The sequence below is a fragment of the Brevibacterium siliguriense genome (genome assembly GCF_900105315.1).
Lineage (GTDB): Bacteria > Actinomycetota > Actinomycetes > Actinomycetales > Brevibacteriaceae > Brevibacterium > Brevibacterium siliguriense.
On record NZ_LT629766.1, the window covers coordinates 2,199,740 to 2,219,933 of the forward strand.

At 65.5% G+C, this 20,194-nt stretch carries 17 protein-coding genes; 13 read left to right on the forward strand and 4 right to left on the reverse strand.

The genetic code is table 11. The features are described 5' to 3' along the window. Positions 1 to 6 precede the first annotated feature (6 nt). From dinB to BLU88_RS09730, 3 genes are all read left to right on the forward strand, one after another. Complete coding sequence (gene dinB, locus BLU88_RS09720; RefSeq protein WP_092013018.1) at positions 7 to 1,242, forward strand: DNA polymerase IV; 1,236 nt, start codon at positions 7 to 9, stop codon at positions 1,240 to 1,242. A 131-nt stretch (positions 1,243 to 1,373) separates the two neighbouring features. Continuing rightward, positions 1,374 to 1,781, forward strand: a complete 408-nt coding sequence (locus tag BLU88_RS09725) for a DUF3040 domain-containing protein (RefSeq protein WP_092013021.1) — start codon at positions 1,374 to 1,376, stop codon at positions 1,779 to 1,781. Positions 1,782 to 1,818: 37 nt separating this feature from the next. Further along, on the forward strand, positions 1,819 to 2,544 hold the full coding sequence (locus BLU88_RS09730) for a YdcF family protein (RefSeq protein WP_231939346.1): 726 nt from the start codon (positions 1,819 to 1,821) through the stop codon (positions 2,542 to 2,544). Positions 2,545 to 2,685: 141 nt separating this feature from the next. Here BLU88_RS09730 and BLU88_RS09735 read toward each other — a convergent pair whose 3' ends face one another. The 4 genes from BLU88_RS09735 to BLU88_RS09745 are packed head-to-tail and all read right to left on the reverse strand — an operon-like array spanning position 2,686 to position 7,463. After that, on the reverse strand, positions 2,686 to 4,752 hold the full coding sequence (locus BLU88_RS09735) for a transglutaminase family protein (RefSeq protein ID WP_231939347.1): 2,067 nt from the start codon (positions 4,750 to 4,752) through the stop codon (positions 2,686 to 2,688). Then, positions 4,647 to 5,213, reverse strand: a complete 567-nt coding sequence (locus tag BLU88_RS18705; protein ID WP_231939348.1) for a hypothetical protein — start codon at positions 5,211 to 5,213, stop codon at positions 4,647 to 4,649. The genes BLU88_RS09735 and BLU88_RS18705 overlap by 106 nt, the downstream gene beginning before the upstream one ends. Beyond that, the gene (locus BLU88_RS09740; RefSeq protein WP_092013027.1) at positions 5,210 to 6,469 is read right to left on the reverse strand and encodes a DUF58 domain-containing protein; all 1,260 of its coding nucleotides are present in this window, start codon (positions 6,467 to 6,469) and stop codon (positions 5,210 to 5,212) included. Before BLU88_RS09740 ends, BLU88_RS18705 begins: the two co-directional genes overlap by 4 nt. Before the next feature lie 4 nt (positions 6,470 to 6,473). Further along, positions 6,474 to 7,463 carry an AAA family ATPase gene (locus BLU88_RS09745; RefSeq protein WP_092013030.1) on the reverse strand — a complete coding sequence of 330 codons (990 nt, stop codon included), beginning with the start codon at positions 7,461 to 7,463 and terminating at the stop codon, positions 6,474 to 6,476. Positions 7,464 to 7,938: 475 nt separating this feature from the next. On the opposite strand from BLU88_RS09745, the gene mraZ reads away from it, so the two are divergent. From mraZ to BLU88_RS09795, 10 genes are all read left to right on the forward strand, one after another. Further along, positions 7,939 to 8,370: a division/cell wall cluster transcriptional repressor MraZ gene (gene mraZ / locus BLU88_RS09750; protein WP_092013032.1), complete on the forward strand. Its 432-nt coding sequence runs from the start codon at positions 7,939 to 7,941 to the stop codon at positions 8,368 to 8,370. Between the two features lie 168 nt (positions 8,371 to 8,538). Continuing rightward, positions 8,539 to 9,501, forward strand: a complete 963-nt coding sequence (gene rsmH, locus BLU88_RS09755) for a 16S rRNA (cytosine(1402)-N(4))-methyltransferase RsmH (RefSeq protein ID WP_092013035.1) — start codon at positions 8,539 to 8,541, stop codon at positions 9,499 to 9,501. Next, on the forward strand, positions 9,498 to 10,064 hold the full coding sequence (locus BLU88_RS09760) for a hypothetical protein (protein ID WP_092013038.1): 567 nt from the start codon (positions 9,498 to 9,500) through the stop codon (positions 10,062 to 10,064). Before rsmH ends, BLU88_RS09760 begins: the two co-directional genes overlap by 4 nt. 74 nt (positions 10,065 to 10,138) lie before the next feature. Beyond that, positions 10,139 to 11,920, forward strand: a complete 1,782-nt coding sequence (locus tag BLU88_RS09765; RefSeq protein WP_092013041.1) for a peptidoglycan D,D-transpeptidase FtsI family protein — start codon at positions 10,139 to 10,141, stop codon at positions 11,918 to 11,920. Continuing rightward, on the forward strand, positions 11,920 to 13,491 hold the full coding sequence (locus tag BLU88_RS09770) for a UDP-N-acetylmuramoyl-L-alanyl-D-glutamate--2,6-diaminopimelate ligase (RefSeq protein ID WP_092013044.1): 1,572 nt from the start codon (positions 11,920 to 11,922) through the stop codon (positions 13,489 to 13,491). The genes BLU88_RS09765 and BLU88_RS09770 overlap by 1 nt, the downstream gene beginning before the upstream one ends. Before the next feature lies 1 nt (position 13,492). After that, positions 13,493 to 14,959, forward strand: a complete 1,467-nt coding sequence (locus BLU88_RS09775; protein ID WP_092013047.1) for a UDP-N-acetylmuramoyl-tripeptide--D-alanyl-D-alanine ligase — start codon at positions 13,493 to 13,495, stop codon at positions 14,957 to 14,959. Next, positions 14,956 to 16,044 (forward strand): phospho-N-acetylmuramoyl-pentapeptide-transferase, encoded by a 1,089-nt coding sequence (mraY, locus tag BLU88_RS09780; protein ID WP_039208360.1) that lies wholly within the window; start codon positions 14,956 to 14,958, stop codon positions 16,042 to 16,044. Before BLU88_RS09775 ends, mraY begins: the two co-directional genes overlap by 4 nt. After that, the gene (murD, locus tag BLU88_RS09785; RefSeq protein WP_092013050.1) at positions 16,037 to 17,560 is read left to right on the forward strand and encodes a UDP-N-acetylmuramoyl-L-alanine--D-glutamate ligase; all 1,524 of its coding nucleotides are present in this window, start codon (positions 16,037 to 16,039) and stop codon (positions 17,558 to 17,560) included. Before mraY ends, murD begins: the two co-directional genes overlap by 8 nt. Position 17,561: 1 nt before the next feature. Then, the gene (gene ftsW / locus BLU88_RS09790) at positions 17,562 to 19,091 is read left to right on the forward strand and encodes a putative lipid II flippase FtsW (protein WP_092013053.1); all 1,530 of its coding nucleotides are present in this window, start codon (positions 17,562 to 17,564) and stop codon (positions 19,089 to 19,091) included. 1 nt (position 19,092) lies between these two features. Further along, positions 19,093 to 20,193 carry a UDP-N-acetylglucosamine--N-acetylmuramyl-(pentapeptide) pyrophosphoryl-undecaprenol N-acetylglucosamine transferase gene (locus tag BLU88_RS09795; protein WP_092013056.1) on the forward strand — a complete coding sequence of 367 codons (1,101 nt, stop codon included), beginning with the start codon at positions 19,093 to 19,095 and terminating at the stop codon, positions 20,191 to 20,193. Position 20,194 lies beyond the last annotated feature (1 nt).

Sequence of the window (20,194 nt, forward strand, 5' to 3'; positions counted from 1 at the left end):
CGGGCGATGAGTCGGAAGCAGCTGGCACGATCCGGTGGTGATCTGAGCCGACTGGGCACGGACGACACAGGTGCCACCATGCTCCACCTCGACATGGACTCGTTCTTCGTCTCCGTGGAACTGCTCAGTCTTCCGCACCTCGTCGGCCGCCCGGTCATCGTCGGCGGACGCAGCGGCCGCGGAGTCGTCGTCTCAGCCAGCTATGAAGCGCGCGAGTTCGGAGTGCACGCGGCCATGCCGATGTCGCGGGCCATGAATCTGTGCCCCATCGCCGAGGTGATCCCACCATCCCATGGCCTGTATTCCTCCTACTCCCGCCAGGTCTTCGACCTCGTCGCCGAGGTGACCCCCGATGTGCGGCAGGTCAGCGTCGACGAAGCCTATATCGACGTCTCCGGAGCCGTGCGCCGCCTCGGCTCCCCGGTGGAGATCACCACGCAGCTGCGGGCACAGATCCGGGAGCGGACCGGTCTGAGCGCCTCAGTCGGCATCGCCGTCAGCCGGGTCGTGGCCAAACTCGCCTCAACCAGGGCGAAGCCGAACGGTCAGCTGCTCGTGCCCGCGGCAGCGACCCAGGAGTTCCTCGACCCGATGCCGATCGAAGCACTGCCCGGGGTGGGGGAGAAGACACAAGAAGGGTTCGCCCGCTACGGAATCCGGCTCATCGGCGATCTGGCCGCCGTGGACGAGGATTGGGCCGCACGCGTCTTCGGCGCCCACGGACATCACCTGTGGCGGGCCGCTCACGGCCAGGATTCCTCCGGATTCGACCAGCAGGCGAAGGAACACACGATCAGTGCGGAGAACACCTTCGGCGAGGACATCTGGGACATCGCTGTGCTCGAACACGAACTGCTGCGCCTTGCCGACAAGGTCGCATACCGGGTCCGGGCGGAAGGGAAAGTGGCGACGAGCCTCGGACTGAAGTACCGCCTCGGCGATTTCACGACTCTGTCGCGGTCGGTGACGCTGTCGGCTCCGACGGATCTGGCAAGGGAGATGTACGAGGGGCTGCGCCCGGCGCTGCGCAAGCTGCGCGAGCAGCGTTCCCAGGGTGTGAGGCTGCTCGGAGTCCGGGCCGCCGGCCTCAGCGATTTCGCCGTCACCGGGCGGCAGGCCACCTTGGATGAACCGGAGCATTCCGGACGTGAGGCCGAGGTCGCCCTCGACGAGGTGAGGCGTCGGTTCGGCAGCGAAGCGATCTCGCAGGCCTCGCTTCTGCGCAAACGTCCCGATACCTGAGCGCGGGTGAGCGGGAGCACAGTCTGAAGACCCCGTGGGAATCCGGCTCCAGACGGCCGCCGGAGATGTTTTTTCGGGCCTCAGAGACTATGATTGAGTGAAAGACTTGAGTATTGAAACGGGGGTTCGAGATGCCACTCTCCGATCACGAACAGCAGCTGTTGGATCAACTGGAGAAGCAGCTGCGCAGCGAAGACCCTCGTTTTGCACGCAATATTTCGGAAACCCAGGCCGCTGCCACGGGGCCCGGATTCTCCGCCAAACGCTTCGTCCTCGGCATCCTCATCGCTCTTGCCGGACTGGCCGCGACGATCCTCGCGATCTCGCTCGTCTCCAGTTCGGCATGGTGGATCGCTCTCGGCGTCGTCGGATTCGGCCTCATGGTCGCTGGTATGTACTGGGCGTTCAGTCGTCCCGGTCGTGTGCACACGACTCAGACCGATACTCGGAACTCCGGAACGAAGTCCGGCGGCAAGGGCAACTCCGGATTCATGAGCCGAATGGAAGACCGGTGGGAGAAGCGCCAGCGCGACGAATGATCCTGCTCGACACGATCAAGGCACTCTCGATATGAGAGTGCCTTTTTCAATCCCCACTCGGGTACTCGTGACCGCCGGTGCCGTCCTTGCCGGCGTCTTCGCATTCGCCGAGGCGGCCCACTGGAGATCGAGCCACCGACGTCTGGGAGACTTCGACCCTGCTCATGGCAGGCGATCACGGAGCGATCACCGGACCCGCCTCGGAGCAGCGCCCTCTTCGCGTCTCGGCTCCGAGACGCTGACATCGGCGGACAGCGACCAGATCATCGTGGTCCTCGGATATGCCAACCGTGGGGAGCGGCCGAACGGAATCAACCGTTTCCGGGTCAGCGCCGGTCTGCGGACGATCGATCCGACTGCGCGTTCGAGCCTCCTCATCTTCTGCGGAGGAGCCGTCACAGGCAGAACACCTGAGGCCCTCATCCTCGAACGCTTCGCCCGAGAGGAACTCGGCTTCACCGGCAGATCACTGGTGGAAACGCAGAGCACAACGACGTGGGAGAACATCGCCAATGCGATCCCGATCATCGACCGGGAACTCACCCCGGCTGCGACGATCAGCATCGTCTCCAATTCCCACCATGCCGAGAAAGCCCGTGACCACCTGTGTCAGATGCGCCCGGACCTGGCGCGCCGACTGGTTCGCGGCGGAGACTTTCGATTCGGGGAACATCCGCTGATCAAACCAATCGCCGCCGTGCGCGGACTGATTGCCTTGAAAGCGCTCGACCGAGAGAACGCGAGGCAGGCTCTCAGGAGCTAGCTGACGGGAAGGCTCAAGCACAGAGTTGAAGCGGGCCGCGCATGGGACGTCGCCGCGGAGAACCGGAATGCGAAGAGGCGGCCCCGGAGGACCGCCTCTTCGTGCATCGACCAGAGTCGTCAGGCCATCAGTTCGGGGCCGTCAATTCGGACGATTGAACAGGCTCGCCGGCCAGATCTTCGCGGAGATCCGACTGCCCGGCGTGGCTCGCTCCGACAGGTCGCTCTTCACCTCGTCGACGAGTGCACGCACCTCGGAGTCGTCGAGAGGCTCCGAGGTAGCTCCGTAGCGCTGGGACTCGAGAGCATCGACGAACGCACCAAGAGCCGAGTCATCACGATCCGATTCGGTCGGACGTGACGGAGCCGGACTGCTCAGCCGCCGCAGCCGTTCGTCCGAACGATCGGGCGACGAGGAACCCGCAGCCTCTGCACTTGCTCCGGCGGCACTGGAACCGACGGCCGCCTCAGCGGCGGACCTGCGCACAGGTTCCCCGGTGTCCGGGTCGATCTCAGGCGCTGTGGACCCCGCATCTGCACTCTTCGAACTCGTGGTGTCCGCGGAACCGGCGGCAGCGCCACCGGCAGCTCCGGCAGCCGGGGCGGCACCGGCGAGAACGAGCTCATTGAAGCGCAGCGTCCGACTCGAATCCAGGCTCTGCCCGTAGTCGGTGGCCAGAGCGCGCACCTCGGTCCACACGGCTTCGAGATTGTGCGGATCCTTTGTCCGGCGCGACCGCAGGATCGAACGCCAGATTGCCGGCAGTGCGGCGAGCAGCAGCAGGACGAGCACGATCACCGCAATGCCGAAGACAGTGCTGAGATCCGAACCGGCAGGCTCTGCGGCCTGGGTACTCGTCTCCTCCTCGGTGGGCTCTTCGGAACCGCCGGTCGGTGACGCGGACTCTGTGGGTTCTTCGCTCGGGCTCGCCGACTCCGTCTCGTCGCTCTCCTTCTGCTGGTCGGTGCCGTTGGCGAGAGTCCACTTCGGAGGATCGCCGGCAGGGCCGCCCGGGGTGGGCTCGAAGCGCACCCAACCGGCGCCTTCGAAGTACAGCTCCGGCCAGGCATGCGAATCCTGCATGCTCACGTCGTAGCCGTCCTCGCCCTGATCTGCGCCGGCGTATCCGACACCGATGCGCGCCGGGATCCCCATTGTGCGGGCCATGATCGTCATGGCCGAGGAGAACTGGACGCAGTAGCCCTTCTTGTCGGCCAGGAAGTCAGAGATCGCATCGCCGCTGGCTCGTTCGGGAGCATCGAGCGAATATTCGAAATCGCCGCCGCGGAAGTATGCCTGCAGCATGACTGCGGCCTCCCATTGATTGTCGGCATCGGCAGTGACTCTCTCCGCGGTCTCCTTCACGCTCGACGGCAGGGATTCGGGGACGGCGAGTTCGGTCTCGAAGTCGCTTTCGGAGACCGGGGTCGCCGACTGCAGATCCTCGACGTCGGGATTCGGGGACAGATAGTCCATCGAATACTGCAGACCACCTGTCTTCTCACCGTTGCCGACGACCGTCAGAGTCTTCTCGTCGAAGATCCACCGGCGGTCGAGGTCCTTCGGCTGCTGAGGAGCATACGGTGACGGCAGGTACTGCTGGTTGTAGTTGTCGCCGACGGCGACGCTGATCGTCTCCTCGTTGAAATTCTTGTCCCGCGGCATCCCCTCGGGCCACGGCATGCCGTCGGCGGCGATCGCGAAGGGATCGAGGCTGAACGGACTCGGTGCCCAGTTCTCCCCGTCGAAGTCATCGATCGAGGTCAACCGGATCGGATCCGTTTCCTCGGCCGTCGTCTGGTAGCTGAACAGCGTCTCATCATCGCGATCGCCGAGGTTCTGGCGCAGGTTGAGGAACGGGTTCGTCACCGTCAGATCGCCCTGGCCCTTCGACGCCCGATCCGGAAGAGTCGGCACCGGCGGCAGGAGAAGTGGCAGGCCGATGCCGATGGCCAGAGCCAGCGCTCCGGCCAGGATCGCCGTCATCCCTCCGCGCCACCGGGTTGCGGGCAGATAGGGGCTGAGCATGAGCAGCAGGAACGCCGCGAGGATCGCGACCACATGCCACCACTTCACTTCCTGGGCGGCGAAGTAGACGGGGATCATCCACAGCACGAGCAGCAGCACGCCGCCGACCTTCGGCGCCCGCAGATCCGAGACGAGACCGTCGATGAGGATCGTGATGAGGGTGAAGGTGATCGTGAGCATCGCGATGAAGCCCGGTGTGCTCGCTGCCGGGGAGCGGTCGCATAGAGGTCGCTGACTCCCTCGGAGAGCAGGTCGATCACCGTACCGAAGGACTCACCGGTCGGGATGAACCCGAGCACCAGCGAATCTCCGGCGCAGACGACGAAGACGGCGATGATGCCGACCACGCACTGGGCGATGACCGCGGTTCCGGTCGAACGCAGCGCGGGAATGGTGCGGAAGACGGCGCCGATGATGACGACGACGGCGACGGAGACCATGACGGGAGGCAGCCACGCGAAGTCCTTGAACACAGCCGACACCGCGACCGCGGTCAGGGCCATGGCGGCGAAGACGACGATCGCTTCGAGCCATCCCGTGCTCGGACGCTCATCGGTCGTCGATACGGGTGCCGAATGGTCCTGCGTCGGAGGCCCGGAATCGGCTCCGTGCGGACGGGTGACAGGGGCATCGAGACTCATCGGCGCACCCCCTGAGGAGTCGAGATTGCGCTGCCGTCAGCTGCGGAGGCAGCACCGGAGCCGGCGGTGCCCGGTCCGGGTTCGGCAGAAGTCCGGCCGGTGCCGGACCGGGATCGCTTGGACTCGAAGGTCGTCCATGACTCCGGCAGATCCTCGCTGAGGCCGAGCATCGTCAGATCGTCGATCTCGCTGAGGGTGCGCAGAGTCACCGGCACGCGACGGGAGAAGTGCGAGGCGAGTTCCTGCCCGCGTCGATCACCGACGGAGCAGATGACGATGTGATTCGGGTTGTCGTGTGCGGGCAGTTCGACCTTGCCCTGACGCACAAGGGCGGAGAGCAGACGCAGCTTGTCGATCTCGCGGGCTCCTTTGAATCTGATCCGGTGTCCGGGCGCGACGACATTGACTTCGTAGTCGGCCCGGAGGAACGCCGTTCCGGCGGCGGTCGCCGCGGCCAGCAGGAACTCGATCTCGAGATCGCTCGGCTCCTCGGCTCCCTCATCGGCGACGAGGTCGATGAGGATGAGCGAATAGAGCGTCTCCTCATCGGCTTCGTGCCGGACCATGAGCTCGCCGGACTTCGCCGTCGAGGGCCAGTGCACGTGCCGCAGATCATCGCCGGGTACGTATTCACGCGTGTGGAAATCGCGCGTGGTGTGTCCCGTGCGGACCTTGCCGTCATCGAGGCGGGCCGGCCGGATCGAGGAATCCTGAGGGATGCGTGCGGGCAGAATCGGAACTGACACGGCCACGGGGAAGGTCCCGTGGACCTTCTTCTTCATCTTCACCAGGCCGAAGGGTCCGAACACCGTGATGAGGACCGAATCGAGCCCGGAGACACCACGGCGGTTCGGGGTGAACGACGTCAGCACCGTCTGCGACGCCCCACGGGCCAGAGCCGGAACGTCGCCGGAGGTGGAGTCGCCGAATCCCTCGGCCGGAACGAAGTCGATGGTCGCGGCAGGAATCGCGAGCTGGCCGATGTTGGTCACGCTCGCCTGCACTTCGACCTCCTTGCCCTCGGCGGCCAGCGGGTAGCGGCCACCCGAAGGGGACAGCGTCACCTCGTGGAGGTTCGTGCTCATCGCGATCGACACCCGACGGGTGCCCCACAGGATGAGCAGCGCCGAGAGCAGAACCAGGCCGAGCAGCAGCAGACCGGCCGGCAGAAGGCCGGGCAGCGCGAAGCGGTAGGCCGTGATGATCAGGGCCGCCCCGGCAAGGACGAAGATGATGCCCGAAGTGCTCAGTCGCATGCTGTCACTGGTTCGTCGAGACAGGCACGCGGGACAGCACCCGACCGATGAGGTCGGCAGCGAGGTCCGCGTCGTCGCCGTCGCGGGGGATGATGCGGTGGGCGAGGATGTACGGGGCCAGTGCCTGCACATCGTCGGGAGTGACGAAGGTGCGCCCGGACAGAGCCGCGCGAGCCTTCGCCGCTCGCAGCAGGTGGACACCGCCGCGCGGGGAACTGCCGAGCAGGATCGCCTGATCGTTGCGGGTGGCATGGAGGATCGCCACGATGTATTCGCGCAGCTGCCGGCTCGCGGAGACATGGCGGACGATAGTGCGCGCCTGAGTGATCTGCTCGAGGTTCGTCACCGCGGCGGCGGACTCGAGGGGATCGTTCTGAATCTGGTTGTCCAGCAGGTCGACCTCATCGGACGTCGCCGGATACCCCAGGGAGATGCGGGTGAGGAAGCGGTCACGCTGCGCCTCGGGCAGAGCGTAGGTGCCCTCCATGTCGATCGGGTTCTGAGTGGCGACGACGATGAATGGCGTGGGCATCGGATAGGTCTGCCCGTCGATCGTCGCCTGGCCCTCGGCCATGCACTCGAGCATCGCCGACTGCGTCTTCGGGGACGCACGATTGATCTCATCGGCGATGACGATGTTCGCGAACACCGGTCCCTGCCGGAACTCGAAGTGACGAGTCTCCTGGTTGAACAGATTCACGCCCACGACATCGGTGGGCAGCAGGTCCGGAGTGAATTGGATACGGCGCACGGAGCCGTCCACGACCTTGCCCATGGCGCGGGCCAACAGGGTCTTGCCGACGCCGGGGACGTCTTCGAGGAGAACGTGTCCGCCGGCGAGCAGCGCGATGAGTGAGAGCCCGACGGCCTCATCCTTGCCCTCGAGAACCGAGTTCATCGCTGTGCGTGCCCGAGAGGTCAGATTCTGAACCCACTCGATGTGCTCGGCACCGATCACGGAATTGGTCTGTGTACCTTCTTGGCTGGTCGACATACCCTCCATTGTCCCTTAAAGCCGGCACCCCAGCCACACGAGTTTCTTTCAGCTTCGTCACTCCCACTTCTCCCCGCTCGCATTCCCTTCCCGCTCCCATTCCCTCCCCGAGGCGCCCCCACACCACTCCCCACCCTCCTCCCCACTTCGCTCCACGCGGCCCCTCCACTTTCCTCCCCACTCACCTCCACCTCGGCGCGGGGATCGTTTGAGATCCGCGGATTCTCACGGATTGCGGGCGATTTCGTCGCCCTCGCCGAGGCGGCCCACCCCCACCGTGAACGCAACGATTTCGCTGCACCCGACACTCCTGCGACGCGCCTCAGGGAAATTTTCCCCACTTTCCTCCACCTATCTGACCTGGGGAAACGATGGACTTTGAGCATCGGTGGGGAGAAATGCTGGAATCTGTGGAGGGAAGTGGAGTACTGTGGTTGCTATCGGAGCCGATGGGTTTCGAAAGGGGTGAGACGACATGTTCTTGGGCACTCATATGCAGAAGCTCGACGACAAAGGTCGCCTCATCCTGCCCGCAAAGTTCCGCGAGGAGCTGTCGCCCGGACTCGTTCTGACCCGTGGCCAGGAGAACTGCCTCACCCTGTTCCCCACCACGGAGTTCGAAGCCGAGCACGCGCGAATCCAGAACGCGCCGAAGACGAATAAGGAAGCCCGCGATTACCAGCGTGTGTTCCTGTCGGCGGCATCTGCGGAACAACCTGACAAACAGGGACGCATCACGGTCCCGAACATATTGCGGCAGTACGCATCACTGACACGGGAAGTCGCAGTGATCGGCATGGGCAACCGAGTCGAGATCTGGGATGCACCGACCTGGGAGGACTACCTCGTCGGCGCTCAGCAGGCCTTCGCCGAACGCGAAGAGGAGGTGATCCCCGGAGTGATCTGATTCTGCTCGGGTTTGATCCTTGCCCGCCGTGCTCGAGTTTCGGGGAACTTCCCCGTTTCCGAAGCTCGGACGTCCTGACACACTTCCCCGGTGGCAGGGCCACGGCGGTCAAGGTTCTGGCTCCAGCAGCACACCCCCCCCGACCACCCCCGTATGAAGGACCCACGAATGACAGCTCAGCACGTACCGGTGCTCCTGACGCGCGTGGTCGACCTCATCGGCGTCGGAGTCGAGGCCGCCAGGGAAGCTGGACTCGCCCCTGTCGTCGTCGACGGCACCCTGGGAATGGGCGGGCACGCCGAGGCAGTGCTCACGACCTTCGACGATGTCCACCTCGTCGGCATCGACCGTGACCTGCAGGCCATCGAGATCGCCACCGAACGTCTGGCCCCCTTCGCAGACCGCATCGATATCGTCCACGCCGTCGACGACGAGCTGCCAGACGTCCTCGCCGACCTCGGCATCGACGCGATCAGCGCGATCCTGCTCGACCTCGGAGTGTCCTCCCTGCAGCTCGACGAAGACGAACGCGGATTCTCCTACTCCCGGCCCGCGCCCCTGGACATGCGCATGGACCGCACTCAGGAGCTCACCGCTGAGAAGGTTCTGGCGACCTACTCCGAATCCGAGCTGCGCCGCATCCTCCGCGAATACGGCGAGGAGAAACTGGCCGGCAGGATCGCGAAGATCATAGTCACCGACCGAGCCCACACTCCGTGGGTGACCTCGGATCAGCTCGCGGCCATGCTCTCGCGGGTGATTCCGCAGACGAAGAAGAAGTCCCACCCCGCCAAACGCACCTTCCAGGCCCTGCGCATCGAGGTCAACGACGAACTCGGAGTCCTGCGCACCGCACTGCCGGCGGCACTGGAAGCACTGCACATCGGGGGAGTGGCCGTCATCGAGTCCTACCAGTCGCTGGAGGACACGATCGTGAAGAAGACCTTCCGGACGGCCACGACCTCCTCGGCACCGCCGGACCTGCCGGTCGTGCCCGAGGAGCACCAGCCTTGGCTGAAGGAGATCATCCGGGGCGCCGAGATGGCTGACGAGAACGAAGCAGAGAGCAATCCGCGGGCGGCGAGCGTCCGGCTGCGGGCAGTGCAGAAGATCAGGGAGGCACGATCGTGAGGAATTCCCAGGCGGCCGCAGGTCAGCCCCACTTCACCGAACGCTCCCGCCGGCCCGACGAAGCCGGTGGTCAGCAGGGCGGAGCGAAGCTGCGGCTGCTCAAGTTCGAGCTGCCGAAGTCCCGTTTGCCCTTCTCGATGCTGTGTGTGGGGATCCTCCTCACCACCCTCGTGGCCGTGCTGCTGCTCAACATCTTCGTGGCCAACACCTCCTATAAGGTCGACCAGCTGACGAGTCAGAAGGAAGCCCTGGCCGAACAGAAGGACCGCCTCGTCGAGGACAACTCGTACCGCGAGTCCCCGCAGAACATCTCCCTAGCCGCCGAGGAGCTCGGCCTCGTCCGCGATTCCTCACCGGAATTCCTCGATGCGAAGACCGGGAAGATCATCGATGCGCCGGGAATCGACGTCAGCGGTGAGAAAGAGCCCACAGTCGTGCCCGGCCCGCGTGCCGATACACGTGATGACCTCCGACCCAATCTACGATCGGATGAGAAGCTCCCGGTCGTCGGGGGCAGCCCGAGCCAGGACGTGGCGGCTCCCAGCCAGGAGGCGCCGAAATAGTCCGAGCTCACCGGGACCAGGGAACGGCCTGACCGAAACATTCGCCGACCACACCAAGGACCGAGGACGGAGCAATGGGCTCAGCCAAGACCCGACTGAAGAGGAAACGCAAGGGCGACGGCCCCAATCTGCGTTGGCGGATGGGTATCATCGCCGCGGTGTCGGTCCTCGCTCTGCTCATCACCTCAGGTCGGCTCGTGTCGATCCAGGGCATGGATTCGATGAAGCTCGCGGAGAAGGCGCTGTCGAACCGACTCGTCACTCAGACCCTGCCGGCCGATCGCGGACAGATCCTGGCCTCCGACGGCACTGTGCTCGCCGACAGCGTCTCCCGCTACCAGCTCGTCGTCGATCAGCAGAACGTCGCCCAGTACGAAGTCGACGGCAAACTCGTCGGTGCGTGGGGTGCGGCCGAGGCCCTGTCGAAGCCGCTCAACACCGACCCGGGTCTGCTCTACCCCAAGCTCGTCGGTGAGAAGCGCTGGAACCCCGTCGCCAAGGGACTGACCTCGGAGACCTGGCGTGAGGTGAAGAAACTCGACGTCCTCGGCGTCTCCGCTGAGGAGTACTCTGTGCGTTCCTACCCGGCCGGCGGAGTCGCCGGCAACCTCGTCGGCTTCCTCAGCTCCGACGGCACGGCCCAAGCCGGACTGGAGAAGGCCTATGACGAACAGCTGTCGGGCACGGACGGTCAGCAGCAGTACGAACGCGGTGCACGCGGAGAGATCATCCCCCTCGGCGACAACAATATGAAGGACGCCGTCGACGGTCAGGGACTGCAGACGACTATCGATCCCGCGATGCAGTACTACGCTCAGCAGGCGATCGAAGAGCAGCGGAGGAAGCACAAAGCCGAGTCCGCGTCGATCGTCATCAAAGAGGTCAAGACCGGACGCATCATCACCGCCGCAGATGCTCCCACGGTCGATCCGAACTCTCCGGGCAAAGTCGACGGCCCCGACCGCGGTTCGCGCATCTTCACCGACATGTTCGAGCCCGGTTCGACCGCGAAGATGGTCACGGCCGCAGCCCTGCTCGACAAGGGACTCGTCACTCCAGAGCAGGAGTTCACCGTCCCGGACAAGTGGAAGGCGCCGAACGGCGAAGAGTTCCGCGACTCCCACGAGCACCCCGACGAGAAGCTCACCTTCGCCGGTATCCTCGCCGAATCCTCGAATACCGGCACCGTGCTGGCCGGCAAGGAACTCACCGAGGCTCAGCGCTACGAATACATGAAGAAGTTCGGCTTCGGCTCGAAGTCCGGCATCGGCTTCCCCGCCGAGACCTCGGGCATCCTGCACCCGTACGAGGAATGGGACGGACGCACGAAGTACACCGTGATGTTCGGTCAGGGTGTGGCGGCGAACGCTGTCCAGACCACCGACGTCATCTCCACCATCGCCAACGGAGGAGTCCACGTCCCCTCTCGATTGGTCGACGGAATGGTCTCACCGAAGGGACGCGCCGTCTCTACTCCCGCCGGAGAGAAACAGCGCGTCGTCAGTGAGAAGGCAGCCGACGAGACCCTGCGGATGCTCGAGGGCGTCGTCGCCGAGGGCACAGGCAAGTCCGCCCAGGTCTCAGGCTACCGAGTCGCAGGGAAGACCGGTACCGCGCAGGCACCGGCCGCCGAAGGCGGAGGCTATGACGGATACACCGCCTCCTTCGTCGGCGTCCTGCCCGCCGAAGATCCCGAGCTCGCGATCTCCGTGACTTTGCAGAGGCCTCGCAACGGCTACTACGGTGGACAGGCCGCAGCTCCCGTCTTCTCCGACGTCGCGGGCTTCGCGATGCGGCATCTGAAGATCCCCCCGTCGACGCAGAAGCCCGACCTACCCGCTCGAGAATGGAAATGATGCGTTTTTCACAGCTGCTGCCGATCGCACCCGGCACCCTCCACGGTGACCCCGAGACAGAGGTCACCGGAGTCTCCCATGACTCTCGAGCGGTCTCACCCGGTCAGCTCTACGCGGCCCTGCCGGGCGCGAACGTCCACGGTGCGAAATTCGCCCCCGACCTGATCCGTGCCGGGGTGAACGCAGTGCTCACCGACGACGCCGGCTGGCAGCTCATCACCGAAACACTGAGCGCGGACGAATCCGACAGGCAGCTCCTCTCCGGAGTCACCGCGCTCATCGTCGAGGCGCCCCGTGCCGTGCTCGGGTTCGTCTCCGCAGCCGTCTACGGGACCGCCTCGGTGCCGGAGCTCATCGGAGTCACCGGTACGAACGGGAAGACGACGACGACCTACCTGGCCGACGGGATGCTCGCAGCACTCGGCCACCGCACCGCCGTCATCGGCACGGTTGCGATCCTCATCGCCGGCGACACCGTGCCCAGTGTGCGCACGACACCGGAAGCTCCCGAACTGCACGCTCTGTTTGCGAAGATGCGCGCGGCCGAAGTCGACACCTGCTCGATGGAGGTCTCCTCCCACGCGCTCAGCCAGCACCGCGTCGACGGGGCGCACTTCGCCGTCGCCGGGTTCACGAACCTGTCACAGGACCACCTCGACTTCCACAACACGATGGAGGAGTACTTCGAGGCGAAGGCCCTGCTGTTCACTCGCACGTTCGCCGATAGGGCCGTCATCGTCATCGAAGACGAATGGGGCGAGCGGATGACCGAGGCCGCGCAGGTGCCTGCGCGCACCTTGGGCCGCGACGATCGCAGCCAATGGCGCATCGAACACACCCCCGGCGAAGCGGAGTTCGTGCTCCACCTCGACGACGGGCAGAGCATCCGGCTGCGCTCACCGCTGCCCGGCGACTTCAACGTCACGAACACGGCTCTGGCGGCCTCGATGCTCATCGAATCCGGGATCCCGGCAACAGAGATCGACGCGATCGGCCGCAGCTTCGTGGCCACGGTGCCCGGGAGGATGGAGATCATCGATGTCTCCGGACCGCGGGCGCTCGAGGAATCGCACCCGGAGATCCTGCCGCGGGCCATCGTCGACTATTCGCACACGCCCGACGCGATCGCGAAGGCATTGGCGACTCTGCACGCGGACTCCGATGAGCTCATCGTCGTCTTCGGCGCCGGAGGTGACCGTGACCGCGGCAAGCGCTTCGGGATGGGGCAGGCGGCTGCCCGTGAGGCTGATGTGATCGTTCTCACCGACGACAATCCGCGCACCGAGGATCCCGACACGATCCGCGCTGCCATCAGGCAGGGGATTGACGCCGAGGTGGATGCGGGTCGGGCACGTGTGAAGAAGATCATCGAGGTCCCCGATCGCGGTGCCGCCATCGATGAAGCGATTGCCGAAGCTGACCCCCGCGCGACCGTGCTGATAGCGGGCAAGGGGCATGAGACAGGCCAGACCGTGGGCACCACGGTCACCGATTTCGACGACCGGGCCAGGACACGCTCAGCGCTGTCCATGCGACTGGGCGGCGCACAACCAGGTAAAGTTCACAGATGATATGAAGCGACTGACTGCAGCCGAAATCGCAACCGCCCTGAGCGGCGAGTTGTACGGCATCGACCCCGAGACCCCATTGACCGCCGGTGTGGTGACCGACTCGAGAGAAGTCGGACCCGGCGATATCTACGTCGCCCGCCGAGGCGAGAGCTTCGACGGCATCGAATTCGCCGCCGCCGCCGTCGAGGCGGGAGCGGCCCTGATCATCGGCGAATCCGTCCCCACCATCGACGACGAACCGCTGCCGGTCGTCGTCGTCGCCGATGCCACCGAAGCGCTCGGCCAGCTGGCCAAGCACAGCATCGAAGCTCTGCGCGCAGACGGTGAGCTCACCGTCATCGCGATCACCGGATCCGTCGGCAAGACCACGGTGAAGGACCTCGCCGCCGACCTCCTGTCAGGCGAGGCTGAGACCGTGTGGCCGCCGAACTCCTACAACAACGAGGTCGGCGTCCCGCTGACGGCCCTGCGGGCGGTCGAGTCCACCCGCTTCCTCGTTCTCGAGATGGGGGCGCGGTCGATCGGCAACCTCGCCTACCTGACCAGCCTCATCCGACCCGATATCGCCGTCGAGCTCGCCGTGGGCACCGCCCACACCGGAGTCTTCGGTTCGATCGAGAACACCGCTCGGGCCAAGGCCGAACTCGTCGAGTCTCTGATCGCCGGGTCCACCGCCGTGCTCAACGCCGACGACACCCGCGTGTCCGCGATGCGCGAGGTCCTCGCCCCCGAGGTCAGCACACTGTGGTTTTCGCAGCGGGAGTCCCTGCCCGAATGGGTCGGAGTCGACGACCACGTCGTGCGCGGAACTTCTGTGTCCACGGATTCCTCCGGCCACCCGACGTTCACCCTCACCCTGCCCGGTGAGGAGCCCAAGGATGTGCGTCTGGCGCTCATCGGCGAACACCACGTCGGCAACGCCCTGGCGGCAGCCGCCATCGCCCACGCCTGCGCAGTCACGACGAAGTCGATCGTCACGACCCTGTCGACCTCCTCGGCGGCCAGCCGCTGGCGGATGGAGCTCATCGACTCGCCATCGGGCGTGACCGTGCTCAACGACGCCTACAATGCGAATCCCGAATCGATGCGGGCCTCCCTGAAGACCCTGGCCTCGATGGGGCGCGGCGACGAGGAGACCAGCCCGCGCCGGACCTTCGCCGTGCTCGGCGAGATGCTCGAACTCGGAGACGAGTCGGTGTCCGCGCACTCGGACATCGGCGAACTCGTCGTGCGCCTCAACATCACCCGCACCATCGTCGTGGGAGAGGGCGCCAAGCCGATCTTCAACGCCGCGAACCTCGAAGGCTCCTGGGGCAACGAGGCGGCCTGGGTCGCCACCGCGGCCGAGGCGAAGGATCTCCTGAACGCCGAACTCGCTCCCGGCGACATCGTCCTGTTCAAATCCTCCCGCGACGCCGGTCTGCGGTACCTGGGAGACGAAATCGCCGGAGTATCGGGGGCCCAATGATTGCCGTACTGCTCGCAGCCTGCCTGGCTCTCATCTTCGCCCTTGTCGGCACCCCGCTGTTCATCCGGGTGCTCGTCAAGAAGGGCTACGGCCAGTTCGTCCGTGACGACGGCCCCACCTCGCACGCGACGAAGCGGGGGACTCCGACCATGGGCGGAGTCGTCATCATCGGTGCCGCCGTGCTCGCCTACCTGCTCGGACACCTGTTCACCGGTTCCGTGCCCACGGCATCGGGTCTGCTCGTCCTGTGGCTGGCTGCGGGACTGGCGGTCGTCGGGTTCCTCGACGACTTCATCAAGATCAAGAAGCAGCGGTCGCTGGGCCTGCGGCCCGTACCGAAGCTCATCGGCCAGGCCTTCGTCGGAATCTCGTTCGCCGTCCTCGCTCTGCAGTTCCCGAACTCCTTCGGCGAGACCCCGGCGTCGACGAAGATCTCGTTCATCCGCGACACGAACCTCGACCTCGCGTTCGGTTCGGCGATCCTCGGACTCATCCTGTTCGTCATCTGGGCGAACCTCATCGTCACCGCGGTGTCGAACGCGGTGAACCTCACTGACGGTCTCGACGGTCTGGCCGCCGGCGCCTCGGTGGTCGTCTTCGCCGCCTATGTCGTCATCGGCACCTGGCAGTCGACGCAGAACTGCAACCTCATGTCCGAGGCCACGAACGCCTGCTACTACATGCGCGACCCCCGCGATCTCGCCATGGTCGCCGGCGCCATGGCCGCGGCCTGCTTCGGCTTCCTGTGGTTCAACACCTCGCCCGCGAAGATCTTCATGGGCGACACCGGTTCGCTGGCCATCGGCGGCGCCTTCGCCGGACTGGCGATCATGTCGCGCACCGAACTGCTGCTCATCGTCCTCGGCGGACTCTTCGTCATCATCACCCTGTCGGTGATCATCCAGGTCGCCTCCTTCAAGACCACCGGCAAACGCGTCTTCCGCATGGCGCCGCTGCAGCACCACTTCGAACTCAAGGGCTGGGCGGAAGTGACGATCGTGGTGAGGTTCTGGATCATCGCAGCCCTGTTCGTCATCGCCGGAATCTGCCTGTTCTACGCCGATTGGGTGGCCCGCATTGGCTGATGCACCCATCACCCCCAAGGAGATCCCGGCCGCACTGAACGGACCGAGCTCATCCCTGGCCGGACTGCGAATCCTCGTCACCGGCCTCGGCGTGACGGGAATCCCCGCAGCCGTCCACCTCGGCGAACGCGGAGCCGACGTCGTCGTCATCGACGGTGACGCCACCGCCGATGTCAGTGAGAAGGCGCAGATCCTCGAGGTCTTCGACGTCGACATCCGACGCGGACCCGAACACGTCGAAGGTCTGCCCGAAGGCGAACTCGACGTCGTCGTCACCTCACCCGGATGGCGCCCCGACCAGCCCGTGCTCGCGGCGGCCGCGAAGGCCGGAATCCCCATCATCGGCGAAGTCGAACTCGCGTGGCGAATCCGCGGCACCAACGACGCGAAATGGCTGGCCATCACCGGCACCAACGGCAAGACGACGACTACTACGATGCTCGAATCGATGCTGTTGGCCGCCGGACTCAAGGCCAAGGCCTGCGGCAACATCGGCACCCCGCTGCTCGAAGCGGTGCTCGAACCCGGACTCGAAGTCCTCGCAATCGAACTCTCGAGCTTCCAGCTGCACTGGCAGGAGTCGATGAGCGCCGACGCCGCGGCCGTGCTCAACATCGCACCCGACCACCTCGACTGGCACGGCAGCCCCGAAGCCTACGCGTACGACAAAGCGAAGATCTTCCACAATGCGAAGCTCGCCTGCGTGTTTAACTGCGCCGACGAAGTGACCCTGCACATGGTCGAAGACGCCGACGTCATCGAAGGGGCCAAAGCCATCGGCTTCACCTCCGGTGTGCCCCGCCCCGGTGAGCTCGGCGTCGTCGAGGACCTGCTGGTCGACCGGGCGTTCATCCCTCAGCGCTACTCATCGGCTGCCGAGCTCGCTTCCCTCGATGATGTGGCTGCCGCCACCGGCGTCGCGGGCTCGCGGCCGGCTCCGCACCAGATCGCCAATGCGTTGGCTGCCGCCTGTCTGGCGCGCGCCATCGACGTGCCCGGCCAGGCGATCTCCGCAGGACTGCGCAGCCACTCACTCGGTGCCCACCGCATGGTCACCGTCGCCGAAGCCGACGGGATCCGCTGGGTCGACGATTCGAAGGCGACGAATACCCACGCCGCGAATGCCTCGCTGGCCGCCTTCGACTCGATCATCTGGATCGCCGGGGGACTGCCCAAGGGTGCGGACTTCACCTCGCTGTTCGCCGACCATCGCGACCGTCTGAAAGCACTCGTGCTCATCGGCTCCGACGACTCGTCCTTCCGCGAGGCCATCGCTGCGACCATGCCCGACCTCGAAGTCGTGAGGATCGAACCGGCCCTGGCCGTGGACTCCGGTGTTCCGAAGCGCCGGGGTGAAGCCGTCGCCGCGGCCGCCGTCGCCGCCGCCGCTGGCCTGGCCGAATCCGGAGACACGGTTCTCCTGGCACCTGCGGCCGCGAGCATGGACCAGTTCCTCAACTACAACACTCGCGGCGAACTGTTCGCCGAGGCCGTCAACTCGCACCTGGAGCGCTGAGATGGGACGGCAGACCACCGCGAAGGCGGATGAACGTCGCCGCCGCAAGCTAGCGAAGACGACTGTTTCCGCATCCGCTCCGACACGGACGAGAGACGCCGGAACGACGGCTGCGACGAAGCGCTCCGGCGTGAAGCCCGCACCGAAAGCTCCCGCAGCGAAATCCCGCACCACGGGGTCTGCCTCGAAATCCGCTTCGGTGAAGAAGGTCGCCGCCAACTCCACAGGCGTGAAGAAGCCGGTGAGGAAGCCCGCGAAGGCCGCCGGGAAGAGTCCTGAGAAGACCGCCTCGGTGATCAGGAAGGCATGGAAACATCTCCGCAGTGACATCGCCGGCCTCTCCGCTCATCCGCTGACGACCTACTTCCTCATCCTCGTCTGCGTCGTGCTGCTCACGGGGCTGGGCCTGGTCATGGTGCTCTCAGCCTCATCGATCACCTCATACGACGGGGGAGCAGGCTCCTCCTTCGCCTACTTCAACAAGCAGGCGATGTACGCCGGAGTCGGCCTCGTCCTCATGTTCGCGGCGAGCAGGATGCCCCTGCAGTTCTGGAAGCGGATCGCGTGGTTCGCGATCCTCGGCGGGCTGTTCATGCAGGCTCTGGTCTTCGCACCAGGGCTCGGCAAAGAGACGAAGGGCAATGCGAACTGGATCGGCTTCGGCGGATTCCAGATCCAGCCCTCGGAGTTCCTCAAAGTCGCCCTCGCCCTGTGGCTCGGCTTCATGCTGGCCCAGAAGGCCGGGAAGATGACGACCTTCGGCCACGCCATGATCCCCATCGTCCCGGGAATACTCGCCGCCGCCGGACTCGTCGTCGCAGGCAACGACCTCGGCACCGGACTCGTCATCATGGCCGTAGCCGTCGTCTGCCTGTTCGTCGGCGGATTCCCGATGAAGTACTTCCTGCTGCTCGGCAGCGTGCTGGCCGCGGCCGTCGTCTTCTTCGTCCTCAGCTCCCAGAACCGCCTCGACCGCATCCAGGCGATGCTCACCGGGCATGCCGATCAGACCTCGGCGGACACGATGGGCCAAGCCTGGCAGTCCAACCACGGACTGTTCTCCTTAGCATCGGGCGGATGGCTGGGAGTCGGACTCGGCGCCAGCCGTGAGAAATGGTCGTGGCTGCCCGAAGCCCACAACGACTTCATCTTCGCGATCATCGGAGAGGAGCTGGGCCTCGTCGGCTCCCTTGTCGTCATCCTCATCTTCGCCGTCCTCGGATACGGAATGGTCCGAGTCGTGATGCGTTCGAACAGCCTCATGGTCCAGGTCGCCACCGCCGGCTTCTTCGCCCTCATCGTCGGCCAGGCCGGAATCAACATCGGCGTCGTCACCGGGCTGCTGCCGGTCATCGGTCTGCCGCTTCCGTTCGTGTCCTACGGCGGCTCTTCGATCATCGCCTCACTCCTCGCAGTCGGAGTGGTGCTGTCCTTCGCCCGCACAGAGCCGGGCGCCGAGGCGGCCATCGCCGCCAACAAGGATCGCCTGCGATCCTCCCTCGCCGTGCTTGCCCGCAAGAAAAGGAAATGAGATGACGAGCATCCTCCTCGCCGGTGGAGGCACCACCGGCCATATCTCGCCGATGCTGGCGATCGGCCGCGAGCTGCGCCGGCAGCATCCCGACTGGGATGTCGTGGCTCTGGGCACCCCCGACGGGCTCGAAGCCGATATCGTCCCCCGCGCAGACTTCGAACTGCTCACCATCGACAAGGTGCCGATGCCGCGGTCGATCAGTCCCGCCCTGCTGAAATTCCCCGGACGATTCCGCGGCAACGTCTCCGCCGTCAAACAGATCATCTCCTCCCGCAGCATCGACGCCGTGGTCGGCGTCGGCGGCTATGTGTGCCCACCGGCGTTCCTCGCCGCCAAACAGACGAAGATCCCGCTCATCGTCCACGAAGCCAACGCGAAACCGGGAATGGCCAACCGCCTCGGCGCCCGACTGACCTCAGCCGGACGCGTCGGCATCACTTTCCCGGACACCGAACTGCGCAATTCGACTCTCGTCGGCATGCCCATGCCCACGGAGATCACGGACCTCGACCGCAGCGACGAAGGACAGCGCGCGGGATTCCGTGCCGACCTCGGGCTGCGCGATGACCGTCCGGTCCTCATCGTGACCGGCGGATCCTCCGGCGCACAGAAGATCAACGAAGCCTTTCTCGCCACCGCGACCGCCTGCCAGGAAGCCGGAATCCAGGTCCTCCACATCACCGGAGCCGGAAAGGGCGACGCACTGCGCGAGGTCGCCGCCGAACTCAGCGACTACCACGTCGTGGACTATGTCGACGGAATGCATCGGGCCTACGCTGTCGCCGATCTCCTCGTCGCCCGATCCGGAGCCGCCACGGTCTCCGAAGCCACGGTCGCCGGAGTCCCGGCCCTCTACGTGCCCCTGGCCATCGGCAACGGCGAACAGCGCCTCAACGCCTCCGGCAGCGTCTCGGTCGGTGCCTCACTCATGGTCGACAACGCAGAATTCTCCCCGTCGACCGTCGTCGACACCATCCTGCCGCTGCTCGCCGACGAGCCCCGACTCGCGGAGATGAGCCGGGCGGCCCTGCAGCTGAACTACCCCACCGATGCCGCGGCCCGCATGGCCGCCATCGTCAACCACGCGCTGGAAGGCTGAA